11 protein-coding genes are annotated in these 14138 nt (G+C 33.9%); all 11 read right to left on the minus strand.

Going from position 1 to position 14138, the window contains the following annotated elements; genetic code table 11:
* Nucleotides 1–27 precede the first annotated feature (27 nt).
* A complete protein-coding gene (locus AC5M21_RS00565) occupies nt 28–627 on the minus strand; it encodes a nucleotidyltransferase family protein (protein WP_028043486.1) in 600 nt (199 codons plus the stop codon).
* Nucleotides 624–2918: a xanthine dehydrogenase family protein molybdopterin-binding subunit gene (locus tag AC5M21_RS00570; protein WP_117598983.1), complete on the minus strand. Its 2295-nt coding sequence runs from the start codon at nt 2916–2918 to the stop codon at nt 624–626. The genes AC5M21_RS00565 and AC5M21_RS00570 overlap by 4 nt, the downstream gene beginning before the upstream one ends.
* On the minus strand, nt 2918–3391 hold the full coding sequence (locus AC5M21_RS00575; protein WP_117598982.1) for a (2Fe-2S)-binding protein: 474 nt from the start codon (nt 3389–3391) through the stop codon (nt 2918–2920). The genes AC5M21_RS00570 and AC5M21_RS00575 overlap by 1 nt, the downstream gene beginning before the upstream one ends.
* A complete protein-coding gene (locus AC5M21_RS00580) occupies nt 3381–4184 on the minus strand; it encodes an FAD binding domain-containing protein (protein WP_117598981.1) in 804 nt (267 codons plus the stop codon). Before AC5M21_RS00580 ends, AC5M21_RS00575 begins: the two co-directional genes overlap by 11 nt.
* Nucleotides 4185–4201: 17 nt before the next feature.
* Nucleotides 4202–5617, minus strand: a complete 1416-nt coding sequence (locus tag AC5M21_RS00585) for a uracil-xanthine permease family protein (RefSeq protein WP_117598980.1) — start codon at nt 5615–5617, stop codon at nt 4202–4204.
* Nucleotides 5618–5633: 16 nt separating this feature from the next.
* The gene (locus tag AC5M21_RS00590; RefSeq protein WP_117598979.1) at nt 5634–6407 is read right to left on the minus strand and encodes an ABC transporter ATP-binding protein; all 774 of its coding nucleotides are present in this window, start codon (nt 6405–6407) and stop codon (nt 5634–5636) included.
* Entirely contained in the window at nt 6404–7396 is a 993-nt protein-coding gene (locus AC5M21_RS00595; RefSeq protein ID WP_117598978.1) for a FecCD family ABC transporter permease, read from the minus strand. Before AC5M21_RS00595 ends, AC5M21_RS00590 begins: the two co-directional genes overlap by 4 nt.
* Nucleotides 7393–8415 (minus strand): ABC transporter substrate-binding protein, encoded by a 1023-nt coding sequence (locus AC5M21_RS00600; protein ID WP_117598977.1) that lies wholly within the window; start codon nt 8413–8415, stop codon nt 7393–7395. Before AC5M21_RS00600 ends, AC5M21_RS00595 begins: the two co-directional genes overlap by 4 nt.
* Entirely contained in the window at nt 8408–8926 is a 519-nt protein-coding gene (locus tag AC5M21_RS00605) for a nucleoside-triphosphatase (RefSeq protein WP_117598976.1), read from the minus strand. Before AC5M21_RS00605 ends, AC5M21_RS00600 begins: the two co-directional genes overlap by 8 nt.
* Before the next feature lie 188 nt (nt 8927–9114).
* Nucleotides 9115–11460: an HAD-IC family P-type ATPase gene (locus AC5M21_RS00610; RefSeq protein ID WP_117598975.1), complete on the minus strand. Its 2346-nt coding sequence runs from the start codon at nt 11458–11460 to the stop codon at nt 9115–9117.
* Nucleotides 11461–11559: 99 nt separating this feature from the next.
* A complete protein-coding gene (locus tag AC5M21_RS00615) occupies nt 11560–14121 on the minus strand; it encodes a translation factor GTPase family protein (RefSeq protein ID WP_017144235.1) in 2562 nt (853 codons plus the stop codon).
* Between the last annotated feature and the right edge of the window lie 17 nt (nt 14122–14138).

Below are 14138 nucleotides of genomic sequence, written 5' to 3' on the forward strand. Positions count from 1 at the left end.
TATGAAAAAGGCATAAGTTAAATGAACTTATACCTCATTATTTTTGATATCCTGAAGATAATCATAATCATAAAGTTCTCTTTTCTCTATAACAGGAACTTTTAGACATACACTTGAATATTTATCAATAATCTTTCTTCCGCCCTCATCACCTGTTAAATTCATCAATTCATTATAAAGTTGACAATGAAACATAGTTGGATTACCAACTTGCTGTTGATATTTAACAGTTCCTAATAAAGCATGATTATTGATTATAAGATTAACCATAGCTTTAATAGTTGATGATTGAATATAAGGCTGATCAGCAACCAAAAATAAGAAATAACAATCTTTATCATGATTATATTTTTGAATTCCAGCTTGAATGGAATATGATAAACCCAAATGACTTTTTTCACTCTTTATTGAATACAAACGAGGACATGATAATTCTTTGATATACTCAATAATTTCATCATATTGAGTCACAACATCTAAAGTATAATTGTCATTTTTTTCTAAGAGTTCTCGTAATTGTTTCAACCCATATTGATATAATGGTAAACCATGAAATGAATAAAGTAATTTATTAGAACCAAAGCGACGACTATTACCCGCCGCTAAATAAATCATATGAATTTTCATAACTCTTCTGGTAAACTCATTAAGATTTTTTCAGGAGTCATTGGTAAATCTCTTTGCCATACCCCTGTCGCATTATAAATCGCATGAGCAATGGCAGGAGATGGTGTATTAATAACAATTTCACCAATTGACTTTGCACCAAAAGGTCCAGTCTCTTCATAACTGCTTTCAAAATCCACACGTAATTTTCCCATATCTAAACGAGATGGAATCTTATATTGCATGAATGAATTTTCAGCAATTGCTCCTTTATCACTATATTGAACATTTTCATAAAGAGCCATACCTATCCCTTGAACAATTCCCCCTTCTGTTTGAACACGTGCAAGATTGGTATTAATGACTGTCCCACAGTCAACGACTGCAACATAATCTAAGATTTCAACTTGTCCTGTTTCTTTATCTAATTCAATTTCAACCATTCCTACCATAAATGGTGGTGGAGAAACTGGTGATGAATGAGAAACTGTGACTTGTGTAGATATATTGTTTCCACACATTGATTTTGTTGCAATATCACTTAAAGATACAGATTTTTGACCAACTAATGTTTCAATACCTTGCCCCGTAAACTCAACCTCAGATTTTGCACAATCCAACATCTGAGCACCTATCTCACATAAATGATCTTTTAATTCTAGACAAGCTTTTTCAACAGCTTTTCCAGTGACATATGTTGTACTTGAAGCATAAGAACCTGAGTCATATGGTGAAGCATCAGAATCTGCCCCAAAGACAATCACATTATCAACATCACACTCTAAACATTCAGCAGCCATTTGAGCAAGAATTGTATCACAACCGGTTCCCATATCTGCTGCCCCAATTGTTAATGCATAAAAACCATCATCATTTAATTTAATCGTTGCTGAACCAACATCAACACCAGAAATTCCTGAACCCTGCATAGCCATGGCAACACCACCACTACGGATCTTCCCATCTGGCATTATTCTTGGTTTTGATTTATTTTTCCAATCAAATAATTCTTCAGCACGTTCCATACAGCGATTCAAAGCACAACTCTTAGCCACTTCATGATAATAAGCAGACATTTCCTGTCCTTCTTTCACCATATTGGTTTTTCGAATAGCAACTGCATCTATTCCTAGACGAGAGGCTAGTTCATTAACGGCAGATTCGACTGCAAAGATGCCTTGAGTTGCGCCATAACCACGATAAGCTCCAGCTGCCTGACAATTGGTATAAACAACATCATAGGCAAAACGGAAAGCTTCTAAATGATGATTATATAATGGAATCGATTTATGTCCTGATAATCCAACTGTTGTTGGACCATGTTCACCAAAAGCACCTGTATTTGATAATGTATACACATCAATAGCACGAATGGTTCCATCCTTCATAGCACCAATACGGACTGTCACTTCCATCTCATGGCGAGGTGAGGCAGCAATTTGAGTTTCTGTACGTGAGTATATCATCTTTGATGGTTTCTTTGTCATCCAAGTCACAAAGGCTGGATAAACTTCAGCAACCACTGTTTGTTTTGCTCCAAACCCGCCACCAATTCTTGGCTTTTCAACATGAATTTGAGATTTAGGAATATCTAACGCATGAGCTAAAATACGGCGGACATGGAAAATAATCTGAGTTGAACTCACAACATGTAATCGACCAAAAGGATCAATTTCACAATATGTTCTAAAAGTTTCCATCATGGCCTGTTGATTCGCACGAGTATGATAAGTTCTTTCGATCACTTCGTCACAAGTTGAGAGTACACCTTCTAAATCACCCTCAACACTATAATCACTTGCACAAAGGTTTCGTTGATTATCAGCCCCTACTGGACATAATGCCTTCCAATTTTCTTCTGGATGAACCAAAACTTCATTATCTTTTGCAGTATGTATATCTAAAACAGCTTCTAAGACTTGGTATTTGACTTGAATAAGTTTCATTGCCTGATCAACAGCCTTTTCGTTTACTCCCGCAATAATCGCAACCGCATCGCCAACAAAACGAACTCTTTGATCTAAAATCAAACGATCATAGGGACTTGGTTCTGGATATGTTTGTCCAGCCATCGTAAAACGTTTTTGAGGAACATCATGATAAGTATAAATAGCTTCAATCCCATCCACTTGTTTAGCAGTCTCTATATCAATATCTACAATCAAAGCATGAGCATGAGGAGAACGTAAAACTTTCACAACAAGACAATCTGTTGGTGTCACATCATCAACATATGCTGGTTTTCCTAACAATAAATTCATTGCATCTTTTTTACGAACAGGTTTATTCACCTGCTGGAAAGTCTTCTTCATTATAATGACTCCTTTCCTTGTTTTTCTAAATAAGCAATATAAGCTTTCATACCACGTAATTGTCCCTCATAACCAGAACAGCGACATAAATTACCAGCCAAATAATTTAATATCTCTTCATCAGTAGGATGTGGATTTTCTTTTAAAAGAGCAATTGCATTCATCATCATTCCTGGATTACAGAAACCACATTGTTCAGCCCCCTGATCAGCAATAAATTCAGCTAAACATTTAGCTTCTTGTTGCATTCCTTCCAAAGTCACAATTTTATGTCCTGCCATCCTTGCAGTCAAAACACTACAAGAAAGGATTGGCTTTTCATCAGCAAACACTGTGCATAAGCCACAATTACTTGTATCACATCCACGTTTCACGCTTAAACATCCTTGAGAACGTAAGAAATCAATCAATAACATATCTGGCTCAATCAAAGCTTCAATATCTTTTCCATTTAAATTCATTTTAATAAGCATGATGATTTCCCTCCCTTAACGCTGTCAAAGCACGTTTGATTAAGACTTTTGCAATACGACGACGATAATCAGCACTCGCACGTAAATTAGAACCTAAAACAAGCTTTTGAGCAATTTCATTCGCAAAATTCAAAATACTCTCATTACTTAAAGATTCATCTAATAAATGATTTTCATCTGAAAATGTGATTGCCTTTAAAGGACGTGCACCAATTGTACATGTATAAGAAGAATTCATTTGACTCACTGCACATGTTAAAACAGGAAAATCTGTTTTCGTGTTGCGTTGTGACATATAGACAACACGTTGTGGTCTTTTTTTAATAATAACTCTTATAAGAACATCAGGAATTGGACGCATAGTCGCAAACTCTTGAATGGAAACAATTCCACCATGATAAAGTTCAACATAAGCATCAAGAGCCATAAACATTGTCAATACATCTGAAAATCCATAACGTCCAAATAAACTTCCACCAACAGTCGCAAGGTTTCTAAATTGAACACCAACAATATTGTGTACACTTTCTTTCATAGCTCCATATGTATATTGATCAAGAATGGAATTGAGTTCTAATTCACGCAACGATACCATTGCACCGATATGAATCTCATCACCTTTATCCTCAATATGATTCAAATTCAAATCACAAAGATCAATCGCAGTATCAACACTTCTATTTTGCATTTTTAACCATAGCATCCCACCAATAATCACATTGCTGCGATTTTGACATAACTCATAAGCTTCTGCTAAACTCTGTACTCTGACATAGTTTTTGATTTCTAACAAAACAATCCCTCCTCACGTTATACTTCTTTAACATCCTTTTCTTCTGGTAAACAAATATTTAAAATAATTGCAACTAATGCTGCTGGAACAATTCCAGATCCACCAAAGATCATTTGAACAGCTTCTGGTAAACCAGCTAAAACAGCACTATTCGCACCTAATCCATAACCTAACCCTAAAGCAACTGAGACAATTGTCATACGACGAGCATTCAATGGTTCTTTGGTAATTAATTGAATACCACTCATCACAATAGATGAGAACATAATAACTGCTGCTCCACCCAATACACTTTGTGGCATAATTGAAATTAATGCAGCTAATTTAGGAAATAACCCACATAAGATTAAGAAAATAGCCCCACAAGCAAGTGCAAAGCGATTTACAATCTTTGTCATTGTTACTAAACCAACATTTTGACTAAATGAAGTATTTGGTAAAACACCAAAAACAGCTGCTAAGCTTGAACCAAGTCCATCACAAATGACACCTCCAGATAATTCCTCATCTGTTGCTTCACGTCCCATACCACCTTCAATAACACCAGAAATATCACCAACAGTTTCTACTGCAGTGACAATAAACATAATCAATACAGGTAAAATCGCACGTAAATCAAAAACTGGAGTGACTGGCATGAATTCTGGAATGGCAAACCATTTTGCTTGTGCAACAGCATCCCAATTAATCACCCATGATTTCACAAATTCAGTTCCCTCTGCACTGACACCAGTTGTAGATAAAAACATTGGCATCAAACTACAAATGATATAACCACAAATAATGCCAATTAAGATACATGAAGAACTCATCATTCCTTTTGTCGCATGTTTTAAAACCAAGATAATCACTAAAACTGCTAAAGCAACCAATAAGTTTTCAATAGAACCATAATCTTTTGCATTACTTCCTCCACCAAAAGAACCAACCCCAACACTAATTAAAGAAAGCCCAATTGATAAAACGACAGTCCCTGTCACAACAGCAGGAAAAAAACGACGAAGTGGCTTTAATAAAAAGCCTAAAACACCTTCAAATAAGCCACCAATGATAGATGCTCCCATAATAGCAGCATATCCTAAGATACCTCCACCCATGACTTTCGCAACACTTTGAAAAACCCCAATAAAACCAGAACTTGTTCCCATAATAATTGGAACCTTTCCACCTACTGGTCCAATCGCAAACAATTGGATTAAAGTCACAACTCCAGCAATTAACATTGCATTTTGTAATAATGAAACTTGAATAGCTGCAAATTGCTCAGCATCACTCATAGCTGCACAAGCACTTGTAATAATTAAAATTGGTGTTAGATTTCCAACAAACATCGCAAGCACATGTTGTAAACCTAATGGTATAGCCTGTTTTAAAGGAAGTTTTCCTTCAAAATCATAAGGCGTTGAATTCTCTTGATTTGTATTTGTTTTCATATATATAAACCCTTTCTTATTTTGTTAAACAATAAAATTGTTGATAGTTTTGATCCTTTTGAATAATCATTCGAGGATAAAGATTCTGCATCTTTTGCGTCATTATTTCACATGTTTCTTGTTGTGGTATGATTTCATCAATGATTCTCCCATCTTTCATTAATAAAATCCGATCACAATACATAAAAGCATAAAGTGGATCATGTAAAACTATGAAACCCGTTTTTTCTTGTTTTTTAATCATCTTTTGAATCATTTGGAAGATACGATGACGATTCTCAAAATCTAAAGCACTATCTGGTTCATCTAACAAAAGAACTGACGTATTTTGTCTTGTTAATCTTGCTAATTGAACCAATTGCTTTTGTCCTTCACTTAACTTTGTATAGTCTTTATCTAATAAATCAGCAATTTGAAACTCTTTAGCAATCTGCATAATCTGTTCTTCATCAATGTGAGAATCAAAAAAACGAGAAGATGCATACCCACCAAGTTCAATCATTTCACTAACTGTGAAGCCTTCCATCACTTCACATCTTTGTGTCATCATCGCTATGTTTTGAGCACGTTTTTTTATATTCATTGCAAAGTAGTCCTGTCCGTTTACATAGACTTGTCCCTGTGTTGAAACAAAACCACCTATAATACCTTTGAGTAATGTTGATTTCCCACAACCATTTTGTCCAATGAGTCCTACAATTTCTTGAGAATGTATAGTTATTGATACATCAGCCACAACCTTTTGCTGATAAGAAACTGATAAGTTTTTCACTTCTAATAATCCATTCATAGAATTTGACCTCGCTGTCTCCACATCAAAAAAATAAGTACTGGGACTGCAAAGAAAATAGTGAGAATACTTAATGGTAATTCAGCCCCTGAGACAAGACTCCTTGAAAGCATATCACCGACTATAACAATCAAGGCACCAATACAACCACTCATCAGTAAAAAATGTTCTGTACGCTTATGTAAAATCAGATAAGCGATGTGTGGAGCAATCAATCCCACAAAAGAAATGACTCCTGTAATAGAAACAATTGAGGCAACCATCCATGTTGTTAACAAAAGGACAATCATTCTTAATAAACTCGCATTGAGACCTAAGTATCTTGCATTTTCATCTCCCAATGACAACATCACAATTTGACGGCGACATAATAAAATAAAAGCAAGTGGAATGACAATACTCATAAGTGCAATCACCATCTTACTCAAAGTCATAGATGCTAAACTGCCCATAGTCCAAAACTCTATCGTTGCTAATTCACTTATAGGATCAGCCATATACTTAAAGATCATGATTCCAGCATCTGCCAAAGCTGATATGACAATGCCAGCAAGAATATAAGTCGTTGCGCGTTGAACCCCAGTTATTTTGACAAGGAACATAACAAAGAAAAGAGAAACAATCCCCATAACAAAAGCTCCAAACATCATCTCTATTGCACTGTTCATGCCTACAACAATCATCAAAGCAGCACCAAAACTTGCTCCTGAAGCAACCCCTGTCAAATCAGGGGAAGCCAAAGGATTCCTAAAGATAAACTGATAAACACCCCCAGCAACACCTAAAACAAGTCCTGCCAATACTCCCATCACAATACGTGGAATACGCAAGTGAAAGAAAACTTGTTGTGCTATCACATCATTTGATTGACCAACAAACAAACAGCCAATTTCAGATAATGATAAAGAATAACTTCCAACTGTTAAAGAAAGACAAAAAGTTATCAACAACAAAGCCATCATCAAAAATAATAAACGTTTTGATTTCATGAGTTCTTTAATAAACTTTCATCAATATCAAAACCATAAAAAGTCTTATAGAAATCTTGAACATCTTTGATAAATGCATCATATGAATAAATCTCATTATGCAACAAACTATATAACCACATTGTTCCTAATACCCCTGAAGGAATTGGTGAATCCCACTCTTCAATTCCTTTTGGCATTTGAAAAACATTTTCCTCTTGAATCGCTTTTAATGATTTCAATTGTGAATCATTCATGATATCTTCAACAGAATAATTTGCTGCTGATGGAATGACAATCATATCAGGATTCATTTTTAATAATGTTTCATAAGAAACTTGTGTCCAATAATTTCCTTCTAATTCTTCGGCAACATTCTTTCCACCTGCTGTTTCAATTAAAGTACTTTGATACATTGTTGCAGGTGCTGTTTCTAAATAAGCAGAATTGCTTCCCATATAAACACTTTGGGTCTTTTGATGAGATGTCTTTGTCATTTTATCAATTTGTGTCTGATAATAATCAGTTAATTGTTTCGCTTTTTCTTCTACTCCACATGCTTTTCCAATCAGTTTTAACATTTCTACCAATTGTTCATGTGTTTCAGGATTCACAATCAAAACCTGAATGCCTAAGTCCGTTAATATTTGAGCTTTCTCTTTTAATTTTAATGGCATCAAAACCAAATCAGGTTTCAATTCAGCAATAGCTTCTATATTCAATTCCTTTAAACTTCCCACTTGTTTTAAATCCAGTAATTTCCCATTAGCCATTTTATAAATTGGTCTAGAATTTGCTTTCTTTTCAATTCCGACAAGTCTATCACTGATACCCAAAGACAAAGTTGCATATGTTGTAATATAGTAACAACTCACAATTTTTTGAGCTGGCTGCTCTAAAGTGACTGTTCTTCCAGCTTGATCTATTAACTCAATTTGTGATTGCTTAGCATCTTGATTGGAAGAACACCCCATTAAAGATATAAACACTGCTATACATATTAACAAACTGACTAACTTTTTGAATAATCTCTTATTCATCCTCTTCTCCCTTCATTTTTATTTCAGAAATAATCATTTGTTCTGCTTGTTCAAATGAAAGAGTATTCAAATCATATAACTGACAATCTTCTCTTTGTTTCATCTGTAAAAGATAAGAAATAGGTTCATTTTTAAGAACAGCAATCACCCATTTTTCACTATCTAATAAATCATAAACAGATTCAATAAAATCTAGATTTTCCTGTTCAAAACGTCCTAATTCATCAAGGACAACGATTTCACATGAAGATTTTAAAGCATGTTTTAAACACCTGACACCTAAATCAGAAAAAGTTTCAGGTATCCCCATCATCCTTTTTCCATTATAAAAGGATATAGGCATTGTCTCTTGCGTTGTCATATCTTGCATCACATATGTATAACCCATCGATACTTTTTGATCAGGAAGTGTCCGATAACCTACATATTCCTTTTGACACTCAGATAAAATGTGACTTATTAATGTTGACTTTCCAATTTGGCGATCTCCAGTTATAAAAATATTTTTCATCATTCACACACATAAAAAAGTTTTTCAATAATCTATTAATTGAAAAAACATCCTTTCTTTGAACAAAAAAACAAATTCCCTTATATTTCCATTGTGCTTAAAAGCGACATTATTATATCATAAGCAACATTATTCTACAATCTTATTGTATCAACATAAAAACAAAAAAACTTAGCAAAAATGCTAAGTTATTTCAATATATATGGGATAGCCTGAAGCGGTGTTTGATTCTTCTTAATATATGAATATAAAAGCCTTTCAATAACCAAACCAATAAAACTAACACCGATAGCGTAAATCCCTATGCGCTGTGTTATGGCTGCAAGATTGAGATGTCCTGCTCCCAAAATAATTGCACTTATAAAACCTAAAATCATAAGAGTACATACAATGACTCTTAAATTGGTAAATGGAATGCATGAACGAATGACTGCAACCATACTAATAACTCCCAAGACAATATACATAATTGTTATAGCTTCTAAGTCATCAAATGAGAAGCTTGGATAAAACATCATGACAAGCATAAAACAAATGATTATACTTATACCATTTGGTAAAGCCTTTGTAAAGACTTGTGGTAAGAATGCTCCTTCAATTTTTCTTGTATCCGATTCAAACATTGTCAAGAAAGAAGGCATTGCTTCAATGAATAAATCGATGAGAGTAATCTGCAATGGTATAAAAGGAAAAGGTGTATTTGTGAAGACACAAATGATTGATAAAAGAATTGTATAAATTGTTTTGATAAAGAAAACACCTGCAACACGTGTCACATTATTCACAACCTTACGGCCTTCTAAAAGAACATCTGGTAAACATGTAAAATCATTATTTAGTAAAACAACTTGGGAAATTTGTTTAGAAGCATCACTCCCATCTGCGATAGCTATAGAACAATCTGCTGCTTTGAGAGCTAATAAATCATTCACTCCATCACCAGTCATAGCCACATGATGACCAACCTTTTGCAGTTCCTCTACAATACGCTTCTTTTGAAAAGGTGTAACCCTTCCAAAGATTGTATATTCTTCAACAACTGTACCGATTTCATCATCTGAAACAGTTGACATATCAATAAATTTTTCATGATTTTTAACTCCTGCTTTTTTAGCAATAGCAGCAACTGTTTCAACATGATCACCTGAAATAATCTTTGTATCAATACCTTCTTCATGGAAGTAATCTAATGTTTCTTTCGTGTTTTTTCTCATATTATCTGATAAAATCAAGACCATTAAAGGCTGGAGTTCTGGCAAAGGCTGATCATCAAAAACACTCTCTTTAGTAAAACCAACTGCAATTGCTCGCATACCTTGTTGAATATATTCATTGATTTCAATAGGAAAATCTTTCATCATTATTTTTTCAGCTGCACCAACAACAACTGTTCCAAAACTTTCAAATTCAATTGCACTCCATTTACGTAATGATGAAAAAGGAATTTTTTGAATAGGATTTAAGATTTGATTTTTTTGAAAATAACGATCCATCGCTTGAAACGTAACATTATTATCATCACTAAAACGTAAATAAGATCCCATTATTTCTTTATTTGGTAAATGTGCGATAACACCATATGTAAACATATGTTCAACTTTCATCTGACCATCAGTAATCGTTCCTGTTTTGTCTAAACATAGAACATCTACATGCGATAATGTTTCTAAAGAATATAAATCCTGTACAAGAACTTGACGTTTAGCCAATCGCGTAACACCATTTGCTAATGAAACACTCGTCAGCAATACCAGTCCTTTTGGCAACATTCCAAGCAATGCAGCTGAAGAAGAAACAACTGCTGTCAATAATGTATCATCACGTAACCACAATGCCTCTATAAAAAGAATAATTCCTAAAGGGATAATCATAAAAGTGGTTATTCGTGTCACACGATTCATAGAATCCATTAATTCAGAATTTTGTTCTTTGGACACTTGTGCTTGTTGAATGAGTGTTGTTGCATAATTATCTTTACCAACCTTTTCAACCCTTGCATAACATTTCCCAGATATAACACTACTTCCTGATAAAAGATGAGCATCCTGATGCTTATGGATTGGATCAGATTCACCAGTTAATAAAGACTCATTTGCTTCTATACTTCCAAAGACAACAACTGCATCATTACATACCTGATCTCCACTTTCTAGAATTAACAAATCATCTAAAACAATATCTTGAATATCAACCACCTGCTTATGCCCATCACGCATAACATGGATAGTTGGCTTGGTCAAAATAGAAAGTTTATCAACCAGTCTTTTCGCATTCATTTCTTGTAAAATTCCAATCCCAGCATTCGCTATAATAATAGCCATGAACACAAGATTTGACCATGCTTCAACCATCATTAATGCAACAAAGATGAAAAAGTTCAAGAGATTAAAAAGTGTAAAAATATTATCTTTTAATATTTGATAATAAGTTTTACTAGCTGGTTGACTTATGCCATTTTGTTTTCCAGCATCTTTTCTTTCTTGAACTTCATTTGTATTTAAACCATGTGTTTGATATGCATGTGTATTTTCCATTATTAAAGCCCTCCAAATTTAAGATATTATAGTACACTCTTTATTTGAAGTATATACACTTTACATATTCTTAACATAATATTTATATAAACTTTATATTTACTCATTTTTAAAATTACGAATATCTTCTAAAAGATAATTATGACTTTTTGGCTGTTGAGAAGAATAATTGGATTGTTTCTCTCGATTTAATCTTTCCAAATCTTGTTTTAATTCACGTGCTGACATCCGATAAGCTCCTGCACCAGTTATAATGAGTTGTTCTAAGGCATCAGAAGTTGCTACAGTCATATGATATTGACTAGCCATTTCATGTGTGACACGTTCTATATACATATCTGCGGTTTGAGACTCTTTTGTATAAACAACATGAATATTATGATATTGTTCACTTGTTCCTAGATTTTGTTTGACTTTATATGCATCAAATACAACAATCAACAAACACTTCTTATAGCCTTGATAATTACACATCATATCCAGTAAACGAAATCTTGCTCCTTCCAAATTATCCACAGCTAATGCCTTTAATTCAGGCCATGCATGAATAATATTATAGCCATCTACTAACAAGCATTCAGATTTTGGTTGTGAAGTCATTGAAGGCATATATTCTTTTGAGTCAGATTGAAAATCATGAAATGTATAACGTTTCATTTCTCCATATGTTCGTGTAAAGATGGCTTCTAATTCTTCGTCACCATCAAGAGAAGATGAATAAATTTCTTTTTGATATTCTTGAGAAACTTGAGGTTGATATTGAAAATCTATATGCATATAATTTTTAACTTCATTCCATTTCACATAAAAACCAGCCCCATGTGAGCAAAAAACAGATCCAGTTGGATTATTCATATCCTTTTCACTATCATATTGAATTTGATGAATCACTTCATCTTGGTTTAGACAAGGTTCATAACCTTTAAGAAAACAATACAAACGACCTTTTCCTTTGGTATATTGTGTAACTGCTAATTGATAATCTTTCATCTTTGCAACAGGTGCTTTTCCTTCTATCACAATATTTTGACCTGTTGTTGCTGGCAAGATAAATTCACCATTCATAGATTCTATATCATAAATAGCTTTGCTTAAATAAGCAGAGGGGATATCCAAGCGAAATTGATAATAAGGCTCTAATAATTGGCAACGAGCTGTTTTCAACCCTTGTCTTAAAGCACGATAAGTTGCCTGTCTAAAATCTCCACCTTCAGTATGTTTTTGATGAGCTTTACCTGCCAACAATGTGACTTTCATATCTGTGATAGGAAAACCAGCAAGAACGCCAATGTGTTCCTTTTCTTCAAGATGTGTCAAAATTAATCTTTGCCAATGTTTATCTAGCATATCTTCTGAACAATTGATTGAAAATTGCAATCCACTTCCTCGCTGAGCAGGTTCTAATAAAAGATGAACTTCTGCATAATGACGTAACGGTTCAAAATGACCAATTCCTTCGACTGTTTCCAAGATTGTTTCTTTATAAATAATCCGTCCCTGATCAAATTCAACATGAAGATGAAATCTTTCTTCAATCATTTTCTTTAAAACATCAATTTGAATCTCACCCATAAATTGCACTGTCAGATCTTGTGTGTCTTCATGATATGTCATATGTAGTTGGGGATCTTCTTCTGATAATTGACGTATCTGAGAAATGGCTTCAAAACGGTCACAATCTGATGGCAAGACAATCCGATAATTCATATAAGGAGTCAGATGAGGTTGTAAAGCATTGTCTTCAAATCCCAATCCATCACCAGCTTGAATTGTTTTTAAACCTTTGACTGCACATATATCACCAGCATAAACAGTATTTTCTACTGTATATTTATAACCAGAATACTTTCGAATTTGATCGACCTTATGCTCACCCAACTGAGCCTTTACATGCAGAATCCCACCAGTTATTTTTAAATGTGTTAAGCGTTGTCCTTGTTCATCTCTTGTAATCTTATAGACTTTTGCACCAAATTCATCTGGATACCTTTTTTCTTTTGTATAAAGAGTGAGAGCTTCTAAAAAAGAATCAACTTCTTTCATTTTTAAAGCTGAACCAAAAAAACAAGGAAAAACTTTTCTATTTTCAACAGCATCTTGAATCATTGAATTTGTTAATGTTTGATGTTCAAGATAATAGTCTAAAAGCATATCATCACATAACGCAATATCCTCATAAAAATCATCTTGCGAAGTCAAATCAACACATCTTTCATCCAACTTCTCTTTTAAATCTTTCATTAAATCACTTTTTTCATAATGTGAAATATCCATTTTATTAATAAATAAGAAAGTTGGGATATGATATGCGTTTAAGAGATTCCAAATGGTTTCTGTATGTGCTTGAACACCATCTAAACCACTAATTACAATGATTGCATAATCTAAGATTTGTAATGTTCTTTCCATTTCAGCTGAAAAATCAACATGACCCGGTGTATCAATCAAGGTCATATCCACATCTTTATATCGTAATAGAGATTGTTTAGAAAAGATGGTAATGCCTCGAACACGTTCCTGCGAATCATAATCCAAGAATGCATCACCATGATCAACGCGACCCAATTTACGTATACTTCCTGCTAAATACAATAGACTTTCTGTTAGGGTTGTTTTTCCAGCATCGACATGAGCTAATGTTCCTATCACACATTTTCGCATATTCTCACCTCCTCTTC

The organism is Coprobacillus sp., from assembly GCF_984815275.1.